General features: G+C 42.7%; 15 protein-coding genes and 1 tRNA gene. 14 read left to right on the top strand and 2 right to left on the bottom strand.

Annotated features, from left to right (window positions below; translation table 11 throughout):
• The first annotated feature begins 31 nt into the window (after positions 1–31).
• The 11 genes from PP182_RS02070 (at position 32) to PP182_RS02120 (ending at position 18,150) form a co-directional block, all read left to right on the top strand.
• Complete coding sequence (locus PP182_RS02070) at positions 32–2,494, top strand: glycoside hydrolase family 95 protein (protein WP_272649668.1); 2,463 nt, start codon at positions 32–34, stop codon at positions 2,492–2,494.
• A gap of 2 nt (positions 2,495–2,496) precedes the next feature.
• The gene (locus tag PP182_RS02075; RefSeq protein ID WP_272649669.1) at positions 2,497–4,062 is read left to right on the top strand and encodes a glycoside hydrolase family 43 protein; all 1,566 of its coding nucleotides are present in this window, start codon (positions 2,497–2,499) and stop codon (positions 4,060–4,062) included.
• A 31-nt stretch (positions 4,063–4,093) separates the two neighbouring features.
• Positions 4,094–5,209 (top strand): alpha/beta hydrolase, encoded by a 1,116-nt coding sequence (locus tag PP182_RS02080; protein ID WP_272649670.1) that lies wholly within the window; start codon positions 4,094–4,096, stop codon positions 5,207–5,209.
• 21 nt (positions 5,210–5,230) lie between these two features.
• Positions 5,231–6,397 (top strand): alpha/beta hydrolase-fold protein, encoded by a 1,167-nt coding sequence (locus tag PP182_RS02085; protein WP_272649671.1) that lies wholly within the window; start codon positions 5,231–5,233, stop codon positions 6,395–6,397.
• Positions 6,398–6,426: 29 nt separating this feature from the next.
• A complete protein-coding gene (locus PP182_RS02090; protein WP_272649672.1) occupies positions 6,427–7,629 on the top strand; it encodes an esterase in 1,203 nt (400 codons plus the stop codon).
• A 15-nt stretch (positions 7,630–7,644) separates the two neighbouring features.
• The gene (locus PP182_RS02095; protein WP_272649673.1) at positions 7,645–9,216 is read left to right on the top strand and encodes a carboxylesterase/lipase family protein; all 1,572 of its coding nucleotides are present in this window, start codon (positions 7,645–7,647) and stop codon (positions 9,214–9,216) included.
• Positions 9,217–9,218: 2 nt separating this feature from the next.
• Positions 9,219–10,577 carry a glucuronyl esterase domain-containing protein gene (locus tag PP182_RS02100; protein ID WP_272649674.1) on the top strand — a complete coding sequence of 453 codons (1,359 nt, stop codon included), beginning with the start codon at positions 9,219–9,221 and terminating at the stop codon, positions 10,575–10,577.
• Between the two features lie 31 nt (positions 10,578–10,608).
• Positions 10,609–12,357 carry a glycoside hydrolase family 43 protein gene (locus tag PP182_RS02105; RefSeq protein ID WP_272649675.1) on the top strand — a complete coding sequence of 583 codons (1,749 nt, stop codon included), beginning with the start codon at positions 10,609–10,611 and terminating at the stop codon, positions 12,355–12,357.
• A gap of 49 nt (positions 12,358–12,406) precedes the next feature.
• Positions 12,407–15,136: a glycoside hydrolase family 97 catalytic domain-containing protein gene (locus PP182_RS02110; protein WP_272649676.1), complete on the top strand. Its 2,730-nt coding sequence runs from the start codon at positions 12,407–12,409 to the stop codon at positions 15,134–15,136.
• A gap of 40 nt (positions 15,137–15,176) precedes the next feature.
• Complete coding sequence (locus tag PP182_RS02115) at positions 15,177–17,099, top strand: alpha/beta hydrolase-fold protein (RefSeq protein ID WP_272649677.1); 1,923 nt, start codon at positions 15,177–15,179, stop codon at positions 17,097–17,099.
• Between the two features lie 100 nt (positions 17,100–17,199).
• On the top strand, positions 17,200–18,150 hold the full coding sequence (locus PP182_RS02120; RefSeq protein WP_272649678.1) for an alpha/beta hydrolase: 951 nt from the start codon (positions 17,200–17,202) through the stop codon (positions 18,148–18,150).
• Between the two features lie 337 nt (positions 18,151–18,487).
• Here PP182_RS02120 and PP182_RS02125 read toward each other — a convergent pair.
• Positions 18,488–18,569, bottom strand: a tRNA-Leu gene (locus PP182_RS02125).
• A 202-nt stretch (positions 18,570–18,771) separates the two neighbouring features.
• Between PP182_RS02125 and PP182_RS02130 the strand changes: the two genes are divergently transcribed.
• Entirely contained in the window at positions 18,772–20,160 is a 1,389-nt protein-coding gene (locus tag PP182_RS02130; protein ID WP_272649679.1) for a dipeptidase, read from the top strand.
• Positions 20,161–20,182: 22 nt separating this feature from the next.
• Complete coding sequence (locus tag PP182_RS02135; protein WP_272649680.1) at positions 20,183–21,070, top strand: alpha/beta hydrolase; 888 nt, start codon at positions 20,183–20,185, stop codon at positions 21,068–21,070.
• A 10-nt stretch (positions 21,071–21,080) separates the two neighbouring features.
• Here PP182_RS02135 and PP182_RS02140 read toward each other — a convergent pair whose 3' ends face one another.
• Positions 21,081–21,659 carry a PhnA domain-containing protein gene (locus PP182_RS02140; protein ID WP_272649681.1) on the bottom strand — a complete coding sequence of 193 codons (579 nt, stop codon included), beginning with the start codon at positions 21,657–21,659 and terminating at the stop codon, positions 21,081–21,083.
• Positions 21,660–21,796: 137 nt separating this feature from the next.
• On the opposite strand from PP182_RS02140, the gene PP182_RS02145 reads away from it, so the two are divergent.
• Positions 21,797–22,162 carry a BlaI/MecI/CopY family transcriptional regulator gene (locus tag PP182_RS02145; RefSeq protein WP_272649682.1) on the top strand — a complete coding sequence of 122 codons (366 nt, stop codon included), beginning with the start codon at positions 21,797–21,799 and terminating at the stop codon, positions 22,160–22,162.

Below are 22,162 nucleotides of genomic sequence, written 5' to 3' on the forward strand. Positions count from 1 at the left end.
ATCGTACTTCTTTATCTCCCACTTGACCATTATGAAAAGACTCTTTTATTTCGTCATCTTCTTCATTCCCTTCATGCTTTTAGGGCAAGAACCATCTAACTTGAAACTATGGTATGATGAACCATCCGGGGAAACATGGGAAAATGCCATACCTATTGGAAATGGCCGTATAGGCACCATGGTTTATGGCAATGTACCAAAAGAGATATTTCAGCTGAACGAACATACGGTGTGGAGTGGGAGCCCAAATAGAAACGATAACCCAAATGCCTTGGAAGCACTGCCAGAGGTTCGAAAATTCATTTTCGACGGAGAATATAAAGCCGCCGAGCAATTGGCGAACGAAAAAATAATGTCTAAAAAGTCCCAAGGACAAATGTTTCAGCCTGTTGGGAATCTAGAACTCCATTTTCCTGGTCATGAAAAATTCGAGAACTACTATAGAGATTTGGACATCAGTACTGCAACGAGTAAAACCACTTATAAAGTACATGGTATAAACTATACTCGAGAAGCCTTTGTCTCTTTGGCCGACAGGGTCTTGGTCATCAAACTTTCAGCAGACCAACCAGGCAAGATTTCTTTTACCTCGAACTTTACTTCACCTCATCTTGAACCACAAATAGAGCCCCAAGGAGACGATCAACTTTCACTTTGGGGTAAAACGAGCGACCATGAGGGCGTGGAAGGAAAAGTAGAATTTAATGCCTTGATGCGCTTAAAAACCGATAACGGATCAATTACTAAAAGCGATTCCTCCATCACTGTTAATAAGGCCGATTCGGCTATTCTGATGGTTTCCATTGCCACTAATTTTAATTTGTATAATGATTTGAGCGGTGATGAAAAGGAACGGGCAATAGTTTATTTGGACTATGCTTTTCAGAAAGATTATGAGCAATTAAAGTCGGACCATATTAAAAAATACCAAACTCTGTTCAATCGGGTCGTTTTGGATTTAGGTACTACGGACGCTTCAAAATTACCTACGGATGAGCGGTTGGCTAATTTCAGGAATACGAACGACCCTTCTTTTGTTGCCCTATACTTTCAATACGGTCGGTATCTTTTAATTTCCTCCTCACAACCGGGCGGACAGCCAGCCAACCTTCAGGGCATATGGAACCGAAGTATGAAACCGGCTTGGGACAGTAAGTATACCATCAACATTAATGCGGAAATGAACTATTGGCCTACGGAACGTACCAATCTCTCCGAACTGCATGAACCGTTTCTTAAAATGGTGCAAGAACTATCGGAAACGGGAAAAGAAACCGCCAAAGTTATGTACGGTGCTAAGGGATGGATGGCACACCACAATACGGACATTTGGCGAGCGACAGGACCCATTGATGGTGCTTTTTGGGGCATTTGGAACGGTGGTGGGGCATGGACGAGCCAGCACCTTTGGGAGCACTATCTATATACCGGGGATACCTCATTTTTAAAATCGATTTATCCCGCCTTAAAGGGTGCAGCAGAGTTTTACGCCGATTTTTTAGTACAACATCCCAACTATCCCTATTTGGTCATCGCTCCAGGGAATTCTCCCGAAAACGCCCCGGAAGCTCATCAAGGGTCATCGATTACGGCGGGCTCCACCATGGACAACCAATTGGTTTTCGATGTTTTTAGTACCGCGATTCAAGCTTCAAAAATCTTAGGTGTAGACTCTGATTTTTCAGATTCCCTTGTCAACATAAGAACTAAATTGCCTCCCATGCAAATTGGCAAATACAATCAATTGCAGGAATGGTTGGATGATGTGGATTCTCCGGAGGATAAACACAGACATATTTCCCATCTATATGGACTTTTTCCCTCCAATCAGATTTCACCGTACAGGACCCCCAAATTATTCGCTGCCTCCAGAAATACATTACTGCAACGTGGAGATGTATCTACGGGTTGGAGCATGGGCTGGAAAGTGAACTGGTGGGCCAAAATGCAGGATGGCAATCACGCCTATAAATTGATTAAAGACCAGTTGACCCCAGTTGGCATTAATCAAGGTGGCGGTGGTACGTATAACAACCTTTTTGATGCGCACCCTCCGTTTCAAATAGATGGAAATTTTGGCTGTACCTCCGGTATCTCGGAAATGTTGTTGCAAAGTTCGGACGGCACCGTTCATTTGCTTCCTGCGGTCCCGGATGCCCTTGCTTACGGTTATGTTGGCGGATTAAAAGCTAGGGGCGATTTTGAATTGGTCAGTTTAGAATGGAAAGATAAAAATTTGGTGGTCGCTTCGATTAAATCGAATTTAGGAGGAAACCTTCGACTTAGAGTACCAAATGCCATAGAATTGATTGGAACAGGAACATTAAAAAAAGCGGAAGGCGAAAATCCGAACCCTTTCTTTTATGTAGCCGAAACGGCAACACCAATCATTTCCAAGGAGGCCACCTTGGAAAACCTAAAATTGGAAAATACGTTGCTGTACGATTTGGAAACTGAAAAAGGAAGGACATACACCTTTATAATGAAGAAGTAAGCATGAACCGATTTTACTCCTATACTATTTTGCTCGTTTTACTGATGCTTCAGTGTTCTATTTATGCCCAAGATCAAAAAGCACAGAACCCCATTTTATTCGCGGATGTACCGGATGCATCCATGGTGCGTGTAGGAAACACGTACTATATGAGCAGTACCACCATGCATTTGAGTCCGGGGGTTCCTATCATGAAATCCAGAGACTTGGTCAATTGGGAATTGGTGAACTATGCCTATGACCGACTCGGTGAAGTGGACGACCTCAATTTAGAAAACGGGAAAAATGCCTATGGCAGGGGTTCGTGGGCCAGTTGTATACGATACCATAATGGAATATTTTACGTATTCACGTTTGCTGCTACTACTGGAAAAACCTATGTTTTTTCTACTGAGGATATAGAAAATGGTCCTTGGAAAGAAACGGCCTTTGAACCTTCGTATCATGACCTGACGGTCCATTTTGATGATGATGGCAAGGTGTATATGATTTGGGGCGCCGGAAAATTGATGATTGCCGAACTTGAAAACGATTTGTCCGGGGTAAAAAAAGGAACGGAAAGGGTATTAATTGAAAATGCCAGTGCCCCGGCAGGTGACAATATCATGTTGGGTGCGGAGGGTTCACAACTATTTAAAATCAACGGAAAGTACTATCTCTTCAACATTACTTGGCCAAGAGGCGGCATGCGCACCGTATTAATTCATCGGGCTGACGATATCAACGGTCCTTGGGAAGGTAGACTTGCGCTACAGGACAAAGGAGTTGCCCAAGGTGGACTGATAGACACTCCGGAGGGCAAATGGTTTTCTTACCTGTTTCGGGATTATGGCTCCATGGGGCGGATACCCTATTTAGTTCCCGTCAAATGGGAAGATGGCTGGCCTATATTGGGCTTAGATGGAAAAGTACCTGAAAAATTAGACTTACCTCCAAGCGAAGGATTGATTCCGAATATTGTGGCATCGGATGAATTCAAACGTAAAAAAAATGACCCTAAACTTCCATTGGTTTGGCAGTGGAACCATAATCCTGTGGACAGTTTGTGGTCACTTTCGGACCGTAAAGGTTTTTTACGATTGACCACAGGGCGAACGGACGAAACCTTGGTGGATACCAGAAATACGCTTACGCAACGAACGATTGGCCCAGTTTGTCAGGGCGTTACTTCCATAGACGTTTCCAGCATGAAGGATGGTGACAACGCCGGATTGGCGCTTCTTCAAAAAAACTACGGCTGGGTCGGTGTGACCCGTGAGATGGGCAAAAAGAAGATTGTCATGGTCTTGGGAAACGATAAAGGTGAAAAAATAGTAGAGGAACTTCCTCTCGACCAGAAAAAGCTGTATTTAAAAGCAAGCTGCGATTTTACGGACAAAAAGGACGTGGCTTGGTTTTACTATAGTTTGGATAACAAAAATTGGAAAAGAATAGGGTCGGAATTAAAAATGTCATATACCCTTCCCCACTTTATGGGATACCGTTTTGGACTCTTCAATTACGCTACCAATGAAGCTGAAGGGTTTGTAGACTTCGATTATTTTAGGATAAAAAACGAGTTAGATTGAAAATTCAATGCAAAACCAATTCAATAAGAAAATGAAAAATAAAATACGAATTTTAACATTGATTACCATAGTAGTAGGCACTCTGGCAATCGCCCAGGACAACAAAACTTTAGTTGAGGATTTCAAACCTTCTACAAAAAACCAACCGGGAAAGGAATATCCACAGGTAAACTCCCAAGGTTATGCCCGTTTTAAAATAGAGGCACCTGCTGCGGATAGCGTAAGGGTCAGTTTAGGCCTAGGTGGCAGAGGGGGCACCAAATTGAAAAAAGGCGAAGACAGTTTTTGGGTGGGCACTACCGAAGGACCTATGGATGAAGGTTTTCATTACTACCATGTGAACGTGGATGGTGGAACGTTCAACGACCCGGGAGCCAAGAACTATTACGGTTCTGTACGCTGGGAAAGCGGTATAGAAATTCCTGCCCATGACCAAGAGTTCTATGCGTTAAAAGATGTTCCTCATGGTAAGGTGGAACAAATCTTATTTCCATCACCCAGTACGAACACATCAAGAAGAGCATTTGTCTATACACCTCCCGGATATGCCGAAAATTCAAACAAAAAATATCCGGTATTATACCTGCAACATGGTTGGGGCGAGGATGAAACCGCATGGAGCAACCAAGGTCATGCCAATTTGATTATGGACAATCTTATTGCCGAGGGTAAAATCGAACCTTTTATCATTGTAATGACCTACGGAATGACGAACGAAATCAAGTTCGGGGGACTTCGGAATTTTGACATCACCCCGTTTCAAACCGTAATGGTGGATGAACTGATTCCTTATGTGGATAAAAATTTCCGTACCGTAGCCGATGCATCGCATAGGGCAATGGCGGGACTTTCCATGGGTGGTATGGAAACGAAGATGATTACCTTGAACAAGCCTGATGTATTCGAATATTACGGCTTATTAAGTGGTGGTACTTACGCTCCCGAGGATGTCGACAAAGAAGATGTGAAACTTATATTTTTAAGCTGTGGCAGTAAGGAACGTCCAGAGCGCATAAAGGAAGCTTCAGAAAAATTAAAAGAGGCCGGTTATCCAGTGGCATCCTATATTTCTGAAGGCACGGCCCACGAATTCCAGACATGGCGTCGCAGTTTGAAAGAAATGGCCCCTTTGTTGTTTACCAAGTAAAATGCTTAATTCCGAGAACACATGAAAAAATGCATTTTTACACTGGCGCTCATCACATTATTTGGATTTGGATACAGTTTTGCCCAATCCAAAATCAGTGATGGGTATCAACCATCGGTGACCAACCAACCCGGAAAAGAGTTTCCGCAGGTCAATTCCGAAGGAAAAGTGCGCACCCAGCTTTTGGCTCCCAATGCCACCGATGTCCGTTTGGATATCGGAGGGGTTAAGTATGAGATGGTCAAAAATGAAGACGGTCTATGGACCGGGGAATCCGAACCGCAAGATGAAGGCTTTCATTATTATCAACTGAATGTGGATGGGGCATCCGTTCCTGATCCCGGCACCAAATATTATTACGGCGCAGGCAGATGGGGAAGCGGTATTGAAATACCTGCAAGCGATAAAGAAATTTATGGCCTTAAAGACGTACCTCACGGCCTGGTTTCGGAAAAAATCTATTTCTCGGAAATTACTCAGTCATGGAGACGTTGTTTTGTTTATACTCCACCAGGGTATCTAACTGAAACTGACAAACACTATCCTGTGCTCTACTTACAACATGGTAGTTTTGAGGACGAAACGGGATGGGCCTCCCAAGGGCATACCAATCTGATTTTGGATAATCTGTTAGCCGAAAATAAAGCGGAACCGATGATTATCGTCATGGATAACGGCTATGCTTACGGACCGGAGGAATTGGAAAAAAGTCAGTCCGGTGGCAGACCCTCCTCCGCTTTTGAGGAAGTAATGATGACCGAAATCATTCCCATGATCGATGCTGAATTCAGGACCAAAACGGACCGTACACAAAGGGCTATTGCCGGACTTTCCATGGGAGCTAACCAAACTATGCGCATTTGCATGAACAACTTGGATACTTTCGCTTCTTACGGAGGTTTCAGCGGTACTTCCAACTACCCCAGTAGTGATGCCATTGATACTTCTACTTTCTTGAATGGGGTATTTGATGATGGTGCGTCGCTTGATGAAAAAATGCATGTTTTCTTTTTGAGCATGGGTACTAAAGAACCAAACCCTTTTCCCGGGTCTATTGGCGCCTTCAAGAACATGTTGGACAAACAAGGTATTGACTACACCTTTTACGAATCGCCCAAGACAGCCCACGAATGGTTGACTTGGCGTAGAAGCCTTTATGAATTTGCCCAGCTAATTTTTAAAAATTGAAGCAGGCGATGAAACTTTAATACACTACTATGAATTTTAAGAATTTTTATTTACAAATTTTCACCTCGGCTCTGCTGTTAACTGCAGCCCTTGGCTTTGGTCAGCAAGCGAATGTCAACTTGGACTATAACCCCCAGAAAGATAAGGAAGGGTTGATTCCTTTTAGCGCAGCGGTAAATTCTCCTGAAGTTCATGATGACCGCACCGTTACTTTTCGGGTAAAAGCTCCCGATGCCCAAAATGTGGTATTGAACCCAGGTGCCATCAACACTGCTTTGGGCAAGGGAAGAGAGCCTATCCCTTTTACCAAAGGTGATGATGGGGTATGGTCTTTGACCATTGGCCCACTTCCGGTAGATATGTATTCGTATCATTTTAGGATTGATGGTGCGCAAATAGCCGACCCCAACAATACCCAGGCAGCTTTTACGGCCATGCCACCATACAGTACTTTGGTTGTTCATGGTGACGAACCTTCGTATTATGACGCCAAGAACGTACCTCATGGAAATGTTACCCGTCATGTCTACCATTCCGATGTGACCAAAGGCGAACGCGAACTATATGTCTATACCCCTCCAGGCTATGATTCCAGTAAAGAATATCCAGTACTCTATCTTGTAGGAGGAAGTGGCGAACTACCATCCAATTGGATTTATGATGGAAGGGCAAATTTTATTATGGACAATCTTTTGGCAGAAGGTAAGGCAAAACCAATGATTATTGCCATACCCAACAATCAGGTCATTCATCGGAATCATCCTGAGCATGCTGAACTGACTTTTGATATTTTTGAAAAGGAGTTACGAAACCATGTGATTCCAATAGTAGATAAAAATTACAGTACGGTAGAATCTCCTCAAGGAAGGGCCATTTCCGGATTGTCCATGGGAGGTCGTCACAGCATGTTCATCGGTTTTAGGTCGCTCGATCTTTTTGCAAACTTTGGAATTCTTAGCGCTGGCGATACCGATGCAGAAAATTCGTTGGCAGCTTTTTTAAATGATCCAAAAGTCAATGACAAGGTCGATTATCTTTTTGTAGGTCAAGGAACCAAGGAAGCGGAAGGCTTTTTCAACGCAAGGGTGAAAGGACTCGTAGATGCACTAAACAACCACAACATAGAACACGAATACTATGATGGAGGAAATGGTGGACATGACTGGTCTACTTGGCGTCATCTCTTATATTATAGATTTCTACCTAATCTTTGGGAAGACCTAAACGACTAAATCGAATCGTCAGTTATGAAAAATAGTAGCCTATCACTCTTTCTAATATTACTAATTGCTTTTGCTTCCTGCAAAAAAGAACAAGAGACAATACCGGGTCAAGTCAAAATTGCAGATGGTATTGTTCAGGGAGTCGTAGAAGATAGCCTAACCATTTTCAAAGGAATTCCTTTTGCCGCACCTCCAGTAGGCGATTTACGATGGATAGCCCCACAACCTGTAAAACCTTGGGAAGGCGTTAAGCAAACAACCGAATTTGGCCCTGCTCCCATTCAAGGGAACGACCAAAATGGAAAAAGTGAGGACTGCCTGTATTTGAATATTTGGACCCCAGCAACTTCACCCGACGAAAAAATTCCGGTCTTGGTATGGATTTATGGCGGTGGTTTTAGCTTTGGCGCTACCTCAGAACCTGTATATGATGGGGCGGCCCTTGCCAAAAAAGGAGTGGTCTTGGTCAGTATTGCCTATCGCGTGGGGCAAATGGGCTTTTTGGCACATCCTGAACTCAGTGCTGAAAATCCAGATAAGGTTTCCGGCAATTATGGTATTCTAGATCAAATAGCAGGTTTACAGTGGGTCAAGGAAAACATCGCCGCCTTTGGAGGCGACCCCAATAAAGTGACCATTTTCGGGGAATCTGCTGGAGGTATTTCGGTGAGTATGTTGTGTGCCTCCCCTTTGGCAAAAGGATTGTTTCAAGGTGCCATTTCCCAGAGCGGTGGTTCTTTTGGTCCATCCAGACCTATAACATTCGCTGGGGAAAACATGAAAACTTTAGCCACTGCGGAACAAGAAGGTTTGGCTTATGCCGAAAAAGTAGGGGCAAATTCGATACAAGACCTGAGAAACACTCCAGTAGACAAACTCCCCATGGGCATGGGCATGGGAGGCGCTTGGCCCATTATTGACGGACATGTGATTCCCGATGATCAATTTAAACTTTACGAACAAGGAAAATTTAACGATGTGCCGGTACTAATCGGGTACAATTCCGATGAAGGTGCCAGCTTCTCCCGTGAAAAAACGCCCGAGGAATTTATAACAAACGTTGAAAACAGATATGGGCAGTTTTCCAAAGATTTGTTAGAGGCTTATCCCGTTGGTGAAAATTCGGTTCCCAAAACCGCCAGGGATTTGGCACGTGATGCCGCATTTGGCTGGCATACTTGGAGCTGGGCAAGGCTTCAATCAAAGAACGGAAATTCCAAAGTGTACTATTACTATTTTGACCAGCATCCGGAGTATCCTGGAGATTCACCAAAATTCGGGTATGGCTCCCCGCACGGTCAAGAAGTCGCCTATGTTTTTCAGAACTTAGACGAAAATAATCCAGATTTGTCCACATCTGACAAGGATATTTCCGAAGCTATGGGCTCCTATTGGACCAACTTTACAAAATACGGTAATCCAAACGGGGATAATCTTCCAAACTGGCCCGTATTTAGCGAGCATAACCCTAAGGTGATGTACTTTGAACAAGAACCACATGTAGGTCCTGTTCCTAGTGAGGCTTCCTTAAATGTGCTCGACAATTATTTTAGATGGCGAAGGAGTGACGAAGGAGAAAATTGGGTAAATCAGTAAACATGAAAAAACTACTATACTTCTTTATTTTTTTAAGCACTATCCTAGTAGGTGCCCAGAATAGTGATATGTCAAGGGATAGTATCGGCAAATATACCCAACAAGACTTTTCAAATATGAAGGAGCAATTGGGTATTACGATTCCAAATCGTCCAGGACCGTCGGGAAATCCCGCTGACCCCAATGCAGCCAATAGTGACGAAAATAAAGTTGTTGCATATGATCTTCCTGACCCTTTAACTACTTCAAAAGGAACTCAAGTATCAACAGAAGAGGCTTGGTGGAAGATTAGAAAACCAGAAATAGTAGCACAGTTTGAAACAGAGATGTACGGTCATGTCCCCGAAAACATTCCCGATATAAGCTGGACCGTCGTGTCGGAAAAAGACACTACCGCCGGTCCGTATCCGGTAACGGAAACGCTACTTATCGGCAAGGTTGACAATTCCAATCATCCCGATATCGAAGTCAATATAGAGTTGTTGATAGGCCTTCCCAAAGACACAGAAAACGCAGTACCTCTAGTCACCCGTTTTGGTTTTATCAGCTGGCCTTTTGGCCCACCTCCCAAAGAATCTAGCAGTTATTTGCTATCCTCGTACGAACCGTTATGGAAACAACAACTCATCTCACAGCACTGGGGCTATGCCATTTTGGTACCCACAAGTGTACAGGCTGATCATGGGGCCGGACTCACCTCGGGCATCATCGGCTTGACAAACAAAGGAAAACATAGAAGTCCGCAAGATTGGGGCGTGCTCCGTGCTTGGGCCTGGGGCGCAGAAAGAGCCATGGACTACTATGAAACTAATCCTAAAATCGATTCCTCAAAAATCGGTATTGAAGGAACATCGCGCTATGGTAAGGCGGCCTTGGTGACCATAGCCTTTGATCCACGGTTTTCTTTGGGCTTTATTGGTAGCTCTGGAGCTGGAGGAGCTTCCCTATTACGAAGGAATTTTGGTGAGATGGTAGAAAATTTAGCTTCTAGCGGCGAGTACCACTGGTTCGCAGGTAATTTTATTAAATATGGGAGCACGCTCACGGTAAATGACTTACCTGTTGACGCCCATGAACTCATCGCCCTATGTGCACCTAGGCCTGTTTTTATAAGTGTGGGTTCGCCCTTTATCGAAGGAAATTGGGTAGATGGAAAAGGCATGTTCCTGGCAGGACTTCATGCTTCCCCCGTATATACTTTGCTCAGCAAAAAAGGTATGGAAAGTGAAGAATATCCGGTAATTGGTCAAGCTTTAACTTCTGGCGAAGTTGCTTTTAGACAACATGCGGGCGGGCATAGCACGGGACCTAACTGGAGTACATGGATTGCTTGGGCACATAAATACTGGACCGATAAATAAGAATTAATACAACTTTTTGAATACTTTAAAAATGAGAAAAAGAAATACACTTTTAGCAATGGCCGTTTTATCGCTGTTTGCAATGGTAAGCTTTACCATTTCGGAATACAGTACGTATCCACCTAAAAAAAACGTCCCCATATTTACTAAAGTCATCTATGAGGGTAACGATCAGGTCTACAAAGATTATCCATTGGAAGAAGGGGAATTTTATAATCCCATTTTACAGGGTTGTTACCCAGATCCTGCCATTACTAGAAAGGGAGACGACTATTATATGGTTTGCTCCTCTTTTGCCATGTTTCCCGGCGTGCCCATTTTCCACTCAAAAGATTTAGTTAATTGGACTGATTTAGGAGGTGTTTTAGATGATATTACCGAGTTCAACCCCCATGATACCGGTATTAGTCAAGGTGTTTATGCCCCTGGTATAACATACAACCCTCATAATGATACATTTTATATGATTGTTACGGCTTTTTCTGGGGGACTAGGAAATATCATCGTAAAAACAAAAGATCCTATGAAAGGATGGGGCAGCCCAAAAAAGCTAGATTTTGGCGGAATTGACCCCTCCATTTTCTTTGATGATGACGGTAAGGCTTATGTTGTACATAATGATGCCCCAGATGAAGGAAAAGAGTTATACAATGGGCACAGGGTCATCAAAATATGGGAATATGATATTGAGAACGATCAAGTAATAGCCGGTACAGACGAAATCATTGTAGATGGTGGCGTAGATATTACCGAAAAACCCATTTGGATCGAGGCACCACATATCTATAAAAAAGACGGAAGTTATTACTTAATGTGCGCCGAAGGTGGTACGGGCGACTGGCATAGTGAAGTGATATTTAAAAGTGACGGTCCAAAAGGACCCTATATTCCCGCTCCAAGTAACCCAATTTTGACCCAACGTTACTTTCCAAAAGACAGAGAAAATATGGTGGACTGGGCCGGTCATGCCGATTTGGTTAAAGGTCCGGATGACCGATATTACGGCGTATTCCTTGCCATTAGGCCCAATGAAGAAAATCGCGTTAATACGGGTCGGGAGACCTTCATTCTACCCGTAGATTGGTCCGGTGAATATCCTGTCTTCGAAAATGGCTTAGTCCCTATGGAGCCAAAGCTTAAAATGCCGCAAGGGATAACCAATAAAACCGGTCAAGATGGTTTTATACCCAATGGAAACTTCACCTTTGAAGAAGATTTTTCTTCAGATAAGCTGGATTATAGATGGATTGGTTTAAGGGGTACACGGGAAGCGTTCATCAAACAAACAAAGAAAGGCTTGGAAATCACCCCGTTTAGTACCAACATCAAGGAACGGAAACCTACCTCAACGTTATTTCATCGGCAACAGCATAAGACCTTTTCCTTTACAACTACTTTGGAATATGAGCCGAAATCGGAAAAAGACATGGCCGGAGTTACGGCCTATCAGAATGAAAATTCCAATTATGTATTCGGTATCACAAAAAAAGGAAAGGAAAACTATTTAGTTCTTCAGAAAAACAGTAAACCAAATTGGCGTGGCGAAACAGTTTCTGAAATCATCGCAACGGAACCGATTGATTTGGATGGCCCAATTGACTTGAAAATATCAGCCGAAGGGGATGAATATCAATTCAGTTATGCGGTAAACGGTTCGGATTTCAAAACGGTTGGCGGAACAGTTTCTGGAGATATTCTCTCTACTGATATTGCCGGAGGTTTTACCGGTGCCCTGTTAGGATTGTATGCAACATCGGGTAACGACATAGTACTGGATTAGCACAATTAAATTTTTGAAAAGTACTTACCAAGTAACTTAAAATTGAACCATGAAAAAAATAGTTGGGCTACTGGTTTTAACCCTTTGCTTTTTTGCTTACAAAAAAGCATTTTCTCAAGACACGAATTTTCACATTTATCTCTGCTTTGGTCAATCGAACATGCAGGGAGCGACCCGGGCAGAAGCTAGGGATACTATTCCGGTTCCCGGGTTTCAGATGATGAGCCCGATGGACTGTCCCGATTTAAATCGGACCATGGGAGAATGGTATCCGGCCGTGCCCCCATTGGCGAGCTGCAATGCCGGACTCTCCCCTTCTGATTACTTTGGCCGTAAAATGGCAGAAAATGTACCTGTGGATGTAAAAATAGGCGTCATCAATGTAGCCGTTGGGGGTTGTAAGATTGAACTGTACGACAAGGATAATTATGAGAGTTACGTTGAAACCGCTCCAGATTGGATGCTCAACTGGATCAACGAATATGGAGGTAATCCTTATGGGCGATTAGTAGAACTGGCAAAAAAAGCCCAGAAAGATGGGGTAATAAAAGGAATTCTTTTGCATCAAGGGGAATCGAACACGGGAGATACCCTATGGCCTAAAAAAGTTAAAGGAGTATACGAGGATTTGTTGAAGGACCTCAACCTGGAAGGTGATAAAGTTCCGCTCTTGGCAGGTGAACTTCTAAGCGAGGACCAAAACGGAGCCTGCGCCAGCATGAATGAAATCATCAATACCTTGCCTGAGGTTATCCCCAATTCGTATGTAATTCCATCTGATGGTTGTGAAGGTATTCCAGATAGGTTACATTTTTCCGCCTCGGGATATCGTAAACTAGGGAAGCGTTATGCCGATCAGATGCTGAAGATTTTGGGCAACGGTCCAAAGAATCTTGAATTGAAGGCTACTAGTCCGGATGCTAAAATACAGTTGACGGTCAAAACAGAGAACGGAAGACCCAACTATAGTCTTACTTACGATAATAAAGCTTTTCTTGTGAATGCACCATTAGGGCTTGATACTAATCTAGGGAATTTTACAAGGAACCTCATTTTAAAGGATAGTTTGGTACAAACAACCATAAGTGATTCGTATTCCTTGGACAACATAAAGAAAAGTTCAGTTACCTATCAGGCCAACCAGGCGGTCTTTACATTTATGAAAGATGGTGTAAATGCCTTTGATTTAATCTTCAACATCAGTAATAACGATGTGGCTTTTCGGTATAAAATATATCCCCAGGAAGCCCATATTAGTGGTATCGTAAAAGCTGAGGCTACCGGTTTCAGATTTCCGGAAAACACAACAAGTTTCTTATCGAACATGATGACTCCTATGACGGGTTTTGCCCGCACGGCACCCAGTTACGAAAGTGGTTATGGAGCGGATATCCCTGTTGAGAAAACAAGATCCAGGGAAGGATTTGTATTCCCAGGACTTTTCCATACGGAAAGTGACTTGTGGGTATTGGTCAGCGAAACGGGGGTCCATAGTCAATATCCAGCATCCCACTTGAGTAATTTTAAAGAAGGGGTTTTTACGGTAGATTTTCCCAGCGAAAGACAAAATAACGGATTTGGAAGTTCCGGAGCGCAAATGGGCCTGCCCGGCTTTACCCCCTGGAGAACGATTACGGTGGGAGAAATCTTAAAGCCGATTGTAGAAACCACAATTCCCTTTGATGTGATAAAACCTTTGTACAAACCTAGCAAGGATTATCAATACGGGCGGGGAACTTGGAGCTGGATTATCTGGCAAGATGCCAGCATGAACTATGAAGATCAGGTTAAATATATTGACTTGGCTTCCGAAATAGGCTATGAGTACATCTTAATCGATGCATGGTGGGACAAAAACATAGGTTATGATAAAATGAAAACATTGATTTCTTATGCTAAAAGTAAAGGCGTAGACGTATTTCTATGGTACAATTCTAACGGTACCGTAAACGATGCGTTTCAAACCCCCAAAAACAAAATGAACACATCCATAGCCCGTAAAAAGGAGATGAAATGGTTGAAAGAAGTTGGGGTCAAAGGTATTAAGGCCGATTTTTTCGGAGGCGATAAACAAGAAACCATGCGTTTATATGTGGATATCTTATCCGATGCCAATGACTACGGACTGATGGTAGTTTTTCACGGGGCTACTTTACCTCGCGGATGGGAACGGATGTTCCCCAACTTTGCAGGAAGTGAAGCAGTTTTGGCTTCGGAAATGTTAGTATTTTCAGAAGATGTTCGCCAAAAGGAAGCGTTTTATGCGACGCTTCATCCTTTTATGAGAAACAGCGTGGGTAGTATGGAATTTGGCGGAACGGTACTCAACAAATTTTTTAACAAAGGAAATGAAAAAGGTCAAAAACGATTGACAAGTGATGTATTCCAATTGGCAACCGCTGTGCTCTATCAAAATCCAGTTCAGTTCTTCGCGTTGACTCCTAACAACTTGACGGATACCCCAAATTGGGCCTTGGATTTCATGAAAAGTGTTCCCACCACATGGGATGAAACTCTTTATTTGGATGGCTATCCTGGAAAATATGTGATACTGGCTAGAAGACACGGGCAGAAATGGTATATCGTGGGCTTAAATGCTCAAGAAGATACGGTGCAACTAAATCTCACCCTGCCCATGTTTGAAAAAGGTGATGAGCTCACCGTATTCCAAGATGATGCACAATTGAATGGTAGGATGGAAAGCATCAAACTAAAAAGGAACAAACAAGTCGATATCGAAATTCCAAGTAAGGGCGGAATCATATTTAAAAACCAATAAGACGCCGAACTTAAAACCATAATTTGAAACATATAGAACCATGATAAAAAAACTCATACTATTAATTATAACGGTCCTCTCCTACTCCTTTATGAACGGACAGGATATTGAAAAGCATGCCCCAAAAGGATTTGATGAAGCCAATAGTTCCATTGAAAAAGGAAAGATTGATAGTATTACGTATTCTTCCAAAACGGTGGGTACAGACCGTAAAGCATTAATTTATACGCCCCCAGGATTTTCTAAATCAAAACGCTACCCGGTGTTGTACTTGTTGCACGGTATTGGAGGTGACGAAAAGGAGTGGTTTAAAAATGGAGCTCCGGCAGTAATTTTGGACAATCTCTATGCAGAAGGAAAACTGGAACCGATGGTAGTGGTCATGCCAAACGGTCGGGCCATGAAAGACGACCGTGCCGTTGGTAATATTTTTTCGGAGGACAAAGTGGCCGCTTTTGCCACTTTTGAAAAAGACCTGTTGAGCGATTTGATTCCGTATGTCGAGAAAAAATTCAAGGTCTACAAAGATAAGGAGCACCGTGCCATTGCAGGTCTCTCCATGGGCGGTGGGCAAACTTTAAATTTTGGACTGGGTAATTTGGATACTTTTTCTTGGATAGGTGGCTTTTCTTCGGCTCCAAATACCAGAATACCTGAAGAATTACTGCCAAATCCAGAAAAGGCCAAGGATTTGGAGGTCTTGTGGATAAGTTGTGGCGATGCCGATGGTCTCATGCCCTTTAGCAAAAGAACAAGTGATTACTTGAACAAGTACGACGTGCCCCATATCTTTTATGTGGAGCCGGGCGGGCATGATTTTGAGGTTTGGAAAAATGACCTATACATGTTCTCACAACTGTTGTTCAAGCGGGTTGATGAATCCCTTTTCAACAAGTATAGCGTACTGGGATTGCCAGCAAGCACCAATATTAGAAATTCACCCTATCCGCAAATATTACCGGATAAGCGTGTTATTTTCAAGACCAAGGCACCCGATGCAATACAGTTACAAATTGACCTTGGTAAAAAATATGACATGGTGAAGGACGACGAAGGGTTTTGGACCGTTACCACGGACTCCATCACAGAAGGGTTTCATTACTATTCCCTTTTAATCAATGGTGTTGCGGTTGCAGACCCTGCTAGCGAATCGTTTTACGGAATGGGCCGTATGGCAAGTGGTATTGAGATTCCCTTTAAAGGAGATGATTACTACAACTTAAAGGATGTTCCGCATGGGGATATCCGCATTAACAAGTATTATTCCCAAGCTTCCCATTCTTGGCGAGAAATGTATGTCTATACACCTCCGGGGTACGATGGGTCAACCGACAAATATCCGGTGCTCTACCTTTTACATGGTGGTGGGGAAGACCAACGAGGTTGGGCCAATCAGGGCAAGACGAATTTAATTTTAGACAATTTGATTGCCGAAAATCAAGCCAAACCGATGATTATTGCCATGTTAGACGGGAATGTTTCCTCAGGCGGTCTTGCCGGGTTCAATGAAAATTCGTTGAAGGCCTTTGAAAATGAACTCAAACTAGGTGCAATACCTTTTGTTGAAAATAAATACCGCGTAAAGACAGATGCCGATAGTAGAGCCTTGGCCGGACTCTCCATGGGCGGATTACAAACGCTTTATGCAGGTATTCAGAATACGGACATGTTCTCTTATTTAGGGGTTTTCAGTTCAGGATGGTTCGCCAATAACGATGAACTTTCCGGTCCACAATATGCTTTTATGAGAGAGCATACCGAAAAAATAAATAGCAATTTGGACCGCTTCTTTATTTCCATGGGAGGTGAAGAGGATATCGCCTATCAAAACTGTCAGGTAATGATGAAAAAATTTGACGAAATGGGCATTGAATACGAATACAGCGAATATCCGGGAGGACATACATGGCCCGTATGGCGACATGACCTTTATAAATTTGCGCAACTTTTATTTAAAGAATAGTGACCACTATTTATGGTGTTAATAAATTCAATAGGAACAACCTTTAAGAAAATCAAATAGCAGAATTAAACTAATTTTAAAATCATTAAAACGACACACTATGTTACACAAATTTAGATCCGCATTTTTCGGCATGTTATCGCTCATTGCCATATCGGCCTACACACAAGACGGAACCATCTACCCACTTGAGGCCCCTTCGGAGCCCAATGCCATTCCACTCAAAACCGGCGGGGTGGATGACCAACCCGCATCAGAATCCTGGTTTAAACAGTGGGGCGACCCTATGGCAAGAAATATCACAAAAGCGACTTTGACCCCTTTTCTTCCAGAGCCTGGAAAAGCTAACGGAGCAGCGGTCATTGTGGCTCCCGGTGGTGGCTTCAGATGGCTTTCCCTTGGCAACGAGGGGTGGGAAGTCGCAGATGCACTTGCAAAACAAGGATATGCTGCGTTTGTTCTTAAATACCGCCTGCATCCTACGGCAGACTCACTTGATGATTTTACGGCTTGGATGAACCGTCCCCGTCCTCCTGCGCCTGCACCTGCAGAAACTTCTGATAATGAAAAGGAAGAAACACCTGCACCCCCAAGAGAATGGGACTTGTCAAACCAACTCGAGGATGCGGAGGCTGCATACGCCATGATTGTTAAACGTGCCAAGGAGTGGGGCGTTGATACCGATAGAATTGGAATGATCGGCTTTTCAGCAGGGGCCGGACTTACTATGCATTCAACGCTACATTCAAAAATAATGAAATTAGCCTTTATAGGCCCAATTTATGGTGGCATGGGACCTGTTGAAGTACCCGAGAATGCCCCACCAATGTTCAATGTAATTGCCAGCGATGACTTTCTTTTTAGAGGTCAGTTTGGGGTTATAGATTCATGGTACAAAGCGGGTATTCCCGTAGAATTCCATCTCTATCAAAACGGTGGACATGGTTTTGGTCTAGGAAATCCGAACCGTACGAGCAATCGTTGGTTTGATGCCTTTATGCATTGGTTGGACGTCAATGGTTTTCAATCGAAAATGACAGCAGAAAAATAGGGTGATTAGATATTTAATAACCATATAACTAGATGGACTATCGTTCTAATCAAAATAAAAAAGCCGACTCCTAAAAGTCGGCTTTCCCTTTGTACAGGCGGAGAGACTCCCCTCGGCTTCGCTCGGGATAAACTTCTCGCCTCTCCTTAATTATGTAACCAAACCAATAGTATGAAGTAAAAAAACCTCCCGATTTCTCAAGAGGTTTCCCTTTGTACAGGCTGAGAGACTCCCCTCGGCTTCGCTCGGGATAAACTTCTCGCCTCTCCTTAATTATGTAACCAAACCAATAGTATGAAGTAAAAAACCTCCCGATTTCTCAAGAGGTTTCCCTTTGTACAGGCGGAGAGACTCGAACTCTCACACCTTGCGGCACTAGATCCTAAGTCTAGCGTGTCTACCAATTCCACCACGCCTGCATTTCCGTTAAAAACGGGATGCAAATATAAAGCAAAAATTCAATTCTCTAAATTTTCATGTGTTTATATTTATTGTTTTTCATAGGTCACATATAACATCTATATCTACTCTTCCGCTGTGCACTTAAAAATTTACAATGAATGTTTCAATCATTAAATTCGAGCTTTTTGTATTTTTAAGTAGTTTATCCAAAAATTTTAAATGAAAAACGTAAAAGAATACATCGCCAATCACAAAGACCGCTTTCTTACAGAACTCATTGAACTCCTAAAAATACCCTCCATTAGTGCCGATTCGGCATTCTCCCAAGATGTACTGGACACCGCAGATGCCGTAAAACTGGCCCTGGAAAATGCTGGATGTGACATAGTGGAAATACACGAGACCGATGGTTACCCTATCGTATATGGTGAAAAGATTATTGATAAAAATCTCCCTACCGTTCTGGTTTATGGGCATTATGACGTTCAACCCCCAGACCCCATGGATTTATGGAACTCTCCACCATTTGAACCGGTGATTAGGAAAACGGAGCTGCATCCTGAAGGTGCAATTTTTGCTAGAGGAGCCTGTGATGATAAGGGTCAAATGTATATGCATGTAAAGGCGTTGGAGTTCATGGTCAAAACCGACCAATTACCCTGCAATATCAAATTTATGATTGAAGGCGAAGAAGAGGTTGGCAGTAATAATTTGGCCACATATGTTTCGGAAAACAAGGAAAAACTGAAAAATGACGTCATATTAATTTCCGATACGGGAATGATTGCCAATGATGTACCCTCCATCACCACGGGACTTCGAGGTTTAAGTTATGTGGAAGTCGAGGTAACCGGACCCAATCGGGACCTTCATTCCGGATTGTACGGCGGTGCCGTGGCCAACCCTATAAATATTCTGGCCAAGATGATTGCCAGCCTGCATGATGAAAACAACCATATCACCATTCCGGGATTTTATGACAAGGTAGAACAGCTTTCAGATGCGGAACGTGCCGAAATGGCAAAAGCACCTTTTTCCTTGGAAGCATATCAAAAATCAATGGACATTGAATCCGTAAACGGTGAAAAAGGCTATACGACCAATGAAAGAAACTCCATAAGACCCACTTTGGATGTCAACGGTATTTGGGGAGGTTATATTGGTGAAGGTGCAAAAACAGTTATTGCCAGCAAGGCCTATGCAAAAATTTCCATGCGTCTGGTACCCCATCAGGATTGGAGGGAAATTACGGAACTGTTCAAAAATCATTTTGAATCCATAGCCCCAAAAGGTGTCAGGGTGAAAGTAAAACCGCACCACGGTGGCCAAGGCTACGTTACGCCAATAGATACCGATGGCTATCAAGCAGCTTCCAAGGCCTATGAATCCACCTTTGGAAAAAAACCAATTCCACAACGCAGTGGTGGCAGCATCCCTATAGTGTCCCTATTTGAAAAGGAATTGGATAGCAAAACAATTCTTATGGGATTTGGGTTGGATAGTGATGCCATTCATTCACCAAACGAACATTTCGGTGTTTGGAATTATTTAAAAGGAATTGAAACCATACCCTATTTCTTCGAATACTTTGCACAAAGTAAAGGGTAGTAAAATTTTTAAATACTGGATTATGAAAACTTCATTGAACAGTTCAAAATCATTACCCATCCTATCCGTCCTATTTTTTATATTCAGTACTCATGTAGGGTTAGGCCAGGAAATGTCATACACACTACTTGAGGATTCAAAACCTCAGCCTAACGTTCCTAAAGGAACCGTTACCAAACATGTTTTTAAAAGTGACCTGTTCGAAGGAACCATCAGGGAATATTATGTTTACGTGCCGCAGCAGTATAGGAAAGACCAACCGGCGGCCTTAATGATATTTCAGGATGGACATGCCTATGTAAAAGAAGATGGCGACTTTAAGACACCTACAGTTTTCGACAACCTCATCCATAAAAAAGAAATGCCCGTTACCATCGGTATTTTTATCAATCCGGGACATCAATCCTCGGAACTACCTGAAAATCCTTTTAAAGCTAGTAACCGAAGTTGGGAATATGATGAATTAAGTGATCTTTACTCCCGATTTTTAATCGAGGAAATTATTCCTGAGGTAGCAAAGAACTATAATTTGACCTCCGACCCTAAAATGCGTGCTATTTGCGGACTTTCCTCGGGTGGTATCTGTGCATTTACGGCAGCTTGGGAGCGCCCCGATTATTTTTATAGGGTGCTGAGCCATATTGGAAGTTTTACGAATATTCGGGGTGGTCATAACTATCCGTCGATGATCAGAAGGCATACAAAGAGAAATATTAAAGTGTATTTGCAGGATGGTTCCGGGGATTTGAACAATCAATATGGCAATTGGTGGTTGGCCAATCAACAATTGGCTTCTTCTCTGGAATTCAGGGATTATGACTACATTTTTGTAGAAGGAACGGGTGGCCACAACGGAAAACATGGAGGAGCTATATTCTCAGAGGCCTTAAAATGGTTGTGGAAGGACTGAAAAATTAAACCTAAACCTTCTTCACATATTTTGTGATGATAACGATTTGCTGACCATCTACCTTGCCCTCGATATATTCCGCATTTTCATGGTCCAAGGAAATCCTGCGCACCGCTGTCCCTTGTTTGGCAACCATACTAGAACCTTTGACCTTTAAATCTTTGATTAACACCACGGAATCGCCATTCTCCAAAATAGCGCCATTAGCATCCCTGTGTATTATTTTGTCAGCTTCAGCTACACCTTCTCCGGTTGCTTTGGCCCATTCCAAAGTTTCACCCTCCAAATACATCATATCCAAAAGGTCTTGTGGCCACCCTTCAGACTTTAAGCGGGAGAGCATTCTCCACGCCAACACCTTTACAGCATCGTGCTCGCTCCACATACTATCGTTTAAGCAACGCCAATGATTTGAATCCGTGGCATCAGGGTTTTCAATCTGTTCCATACAAGTATTACAGGCCAATACGCTTCCATCAAAACCTCCAGTCGAGACTGGTGGTACTTCATACACGTAAAGATTGTCAGTAGCACCACATAACTCGCAGACATTACCACTCCTATTTTGTAAATCTTCTAATAACCCCATTCGTATTAAATTTTAAATCAGGCAAACATACCGCTTTAGGATAATTATTTCTTGAATTGAAACAAAAATTAAACTCTACATTTGTAGAAATAAAATATTTACTCTATGTTTGTAGAACAAATTCTAAATGTGTAGAAATGCAGTTGTCAAAATCCGAAGAGGAGCTTATGAATATTGTCTGGAAATTAAAAAAAGCCTTTATGAAAGATTTATTGGATGCTTACCCAGAACCAAAACCTGCCACAACCACGGTTGCCACACTTTTAAAACGCATGACCGATAAGGGTTTCGTAGCGTACAACAGTTTTGGACGAAGCAGAGAGTATTATCCGTTAGTGAAGAAAAAAGACTATTTCTCCAAACATGTAAACGGGCTCATTAAAAATTTCTTTAATGATAGCGCCAGTCAATTTGCCTCTTTTTTTACCCAAGAAACCAACTTGAGCAAAACAGAATTGGAAGAATTGAAAAAATTAATAGATAACGAAATCAAAAAGAAGTAA

The sequence above is a fragment of the Maribacter sp. PR1 genome, from assembly GCF_028464145.1.
In the GTDB taxonomy this organism is placed as follows: Bacteria; Bacteroidota; Bacteroidia; order Flavobacteriales; family Flavobacteriaceae; genus Maribacter.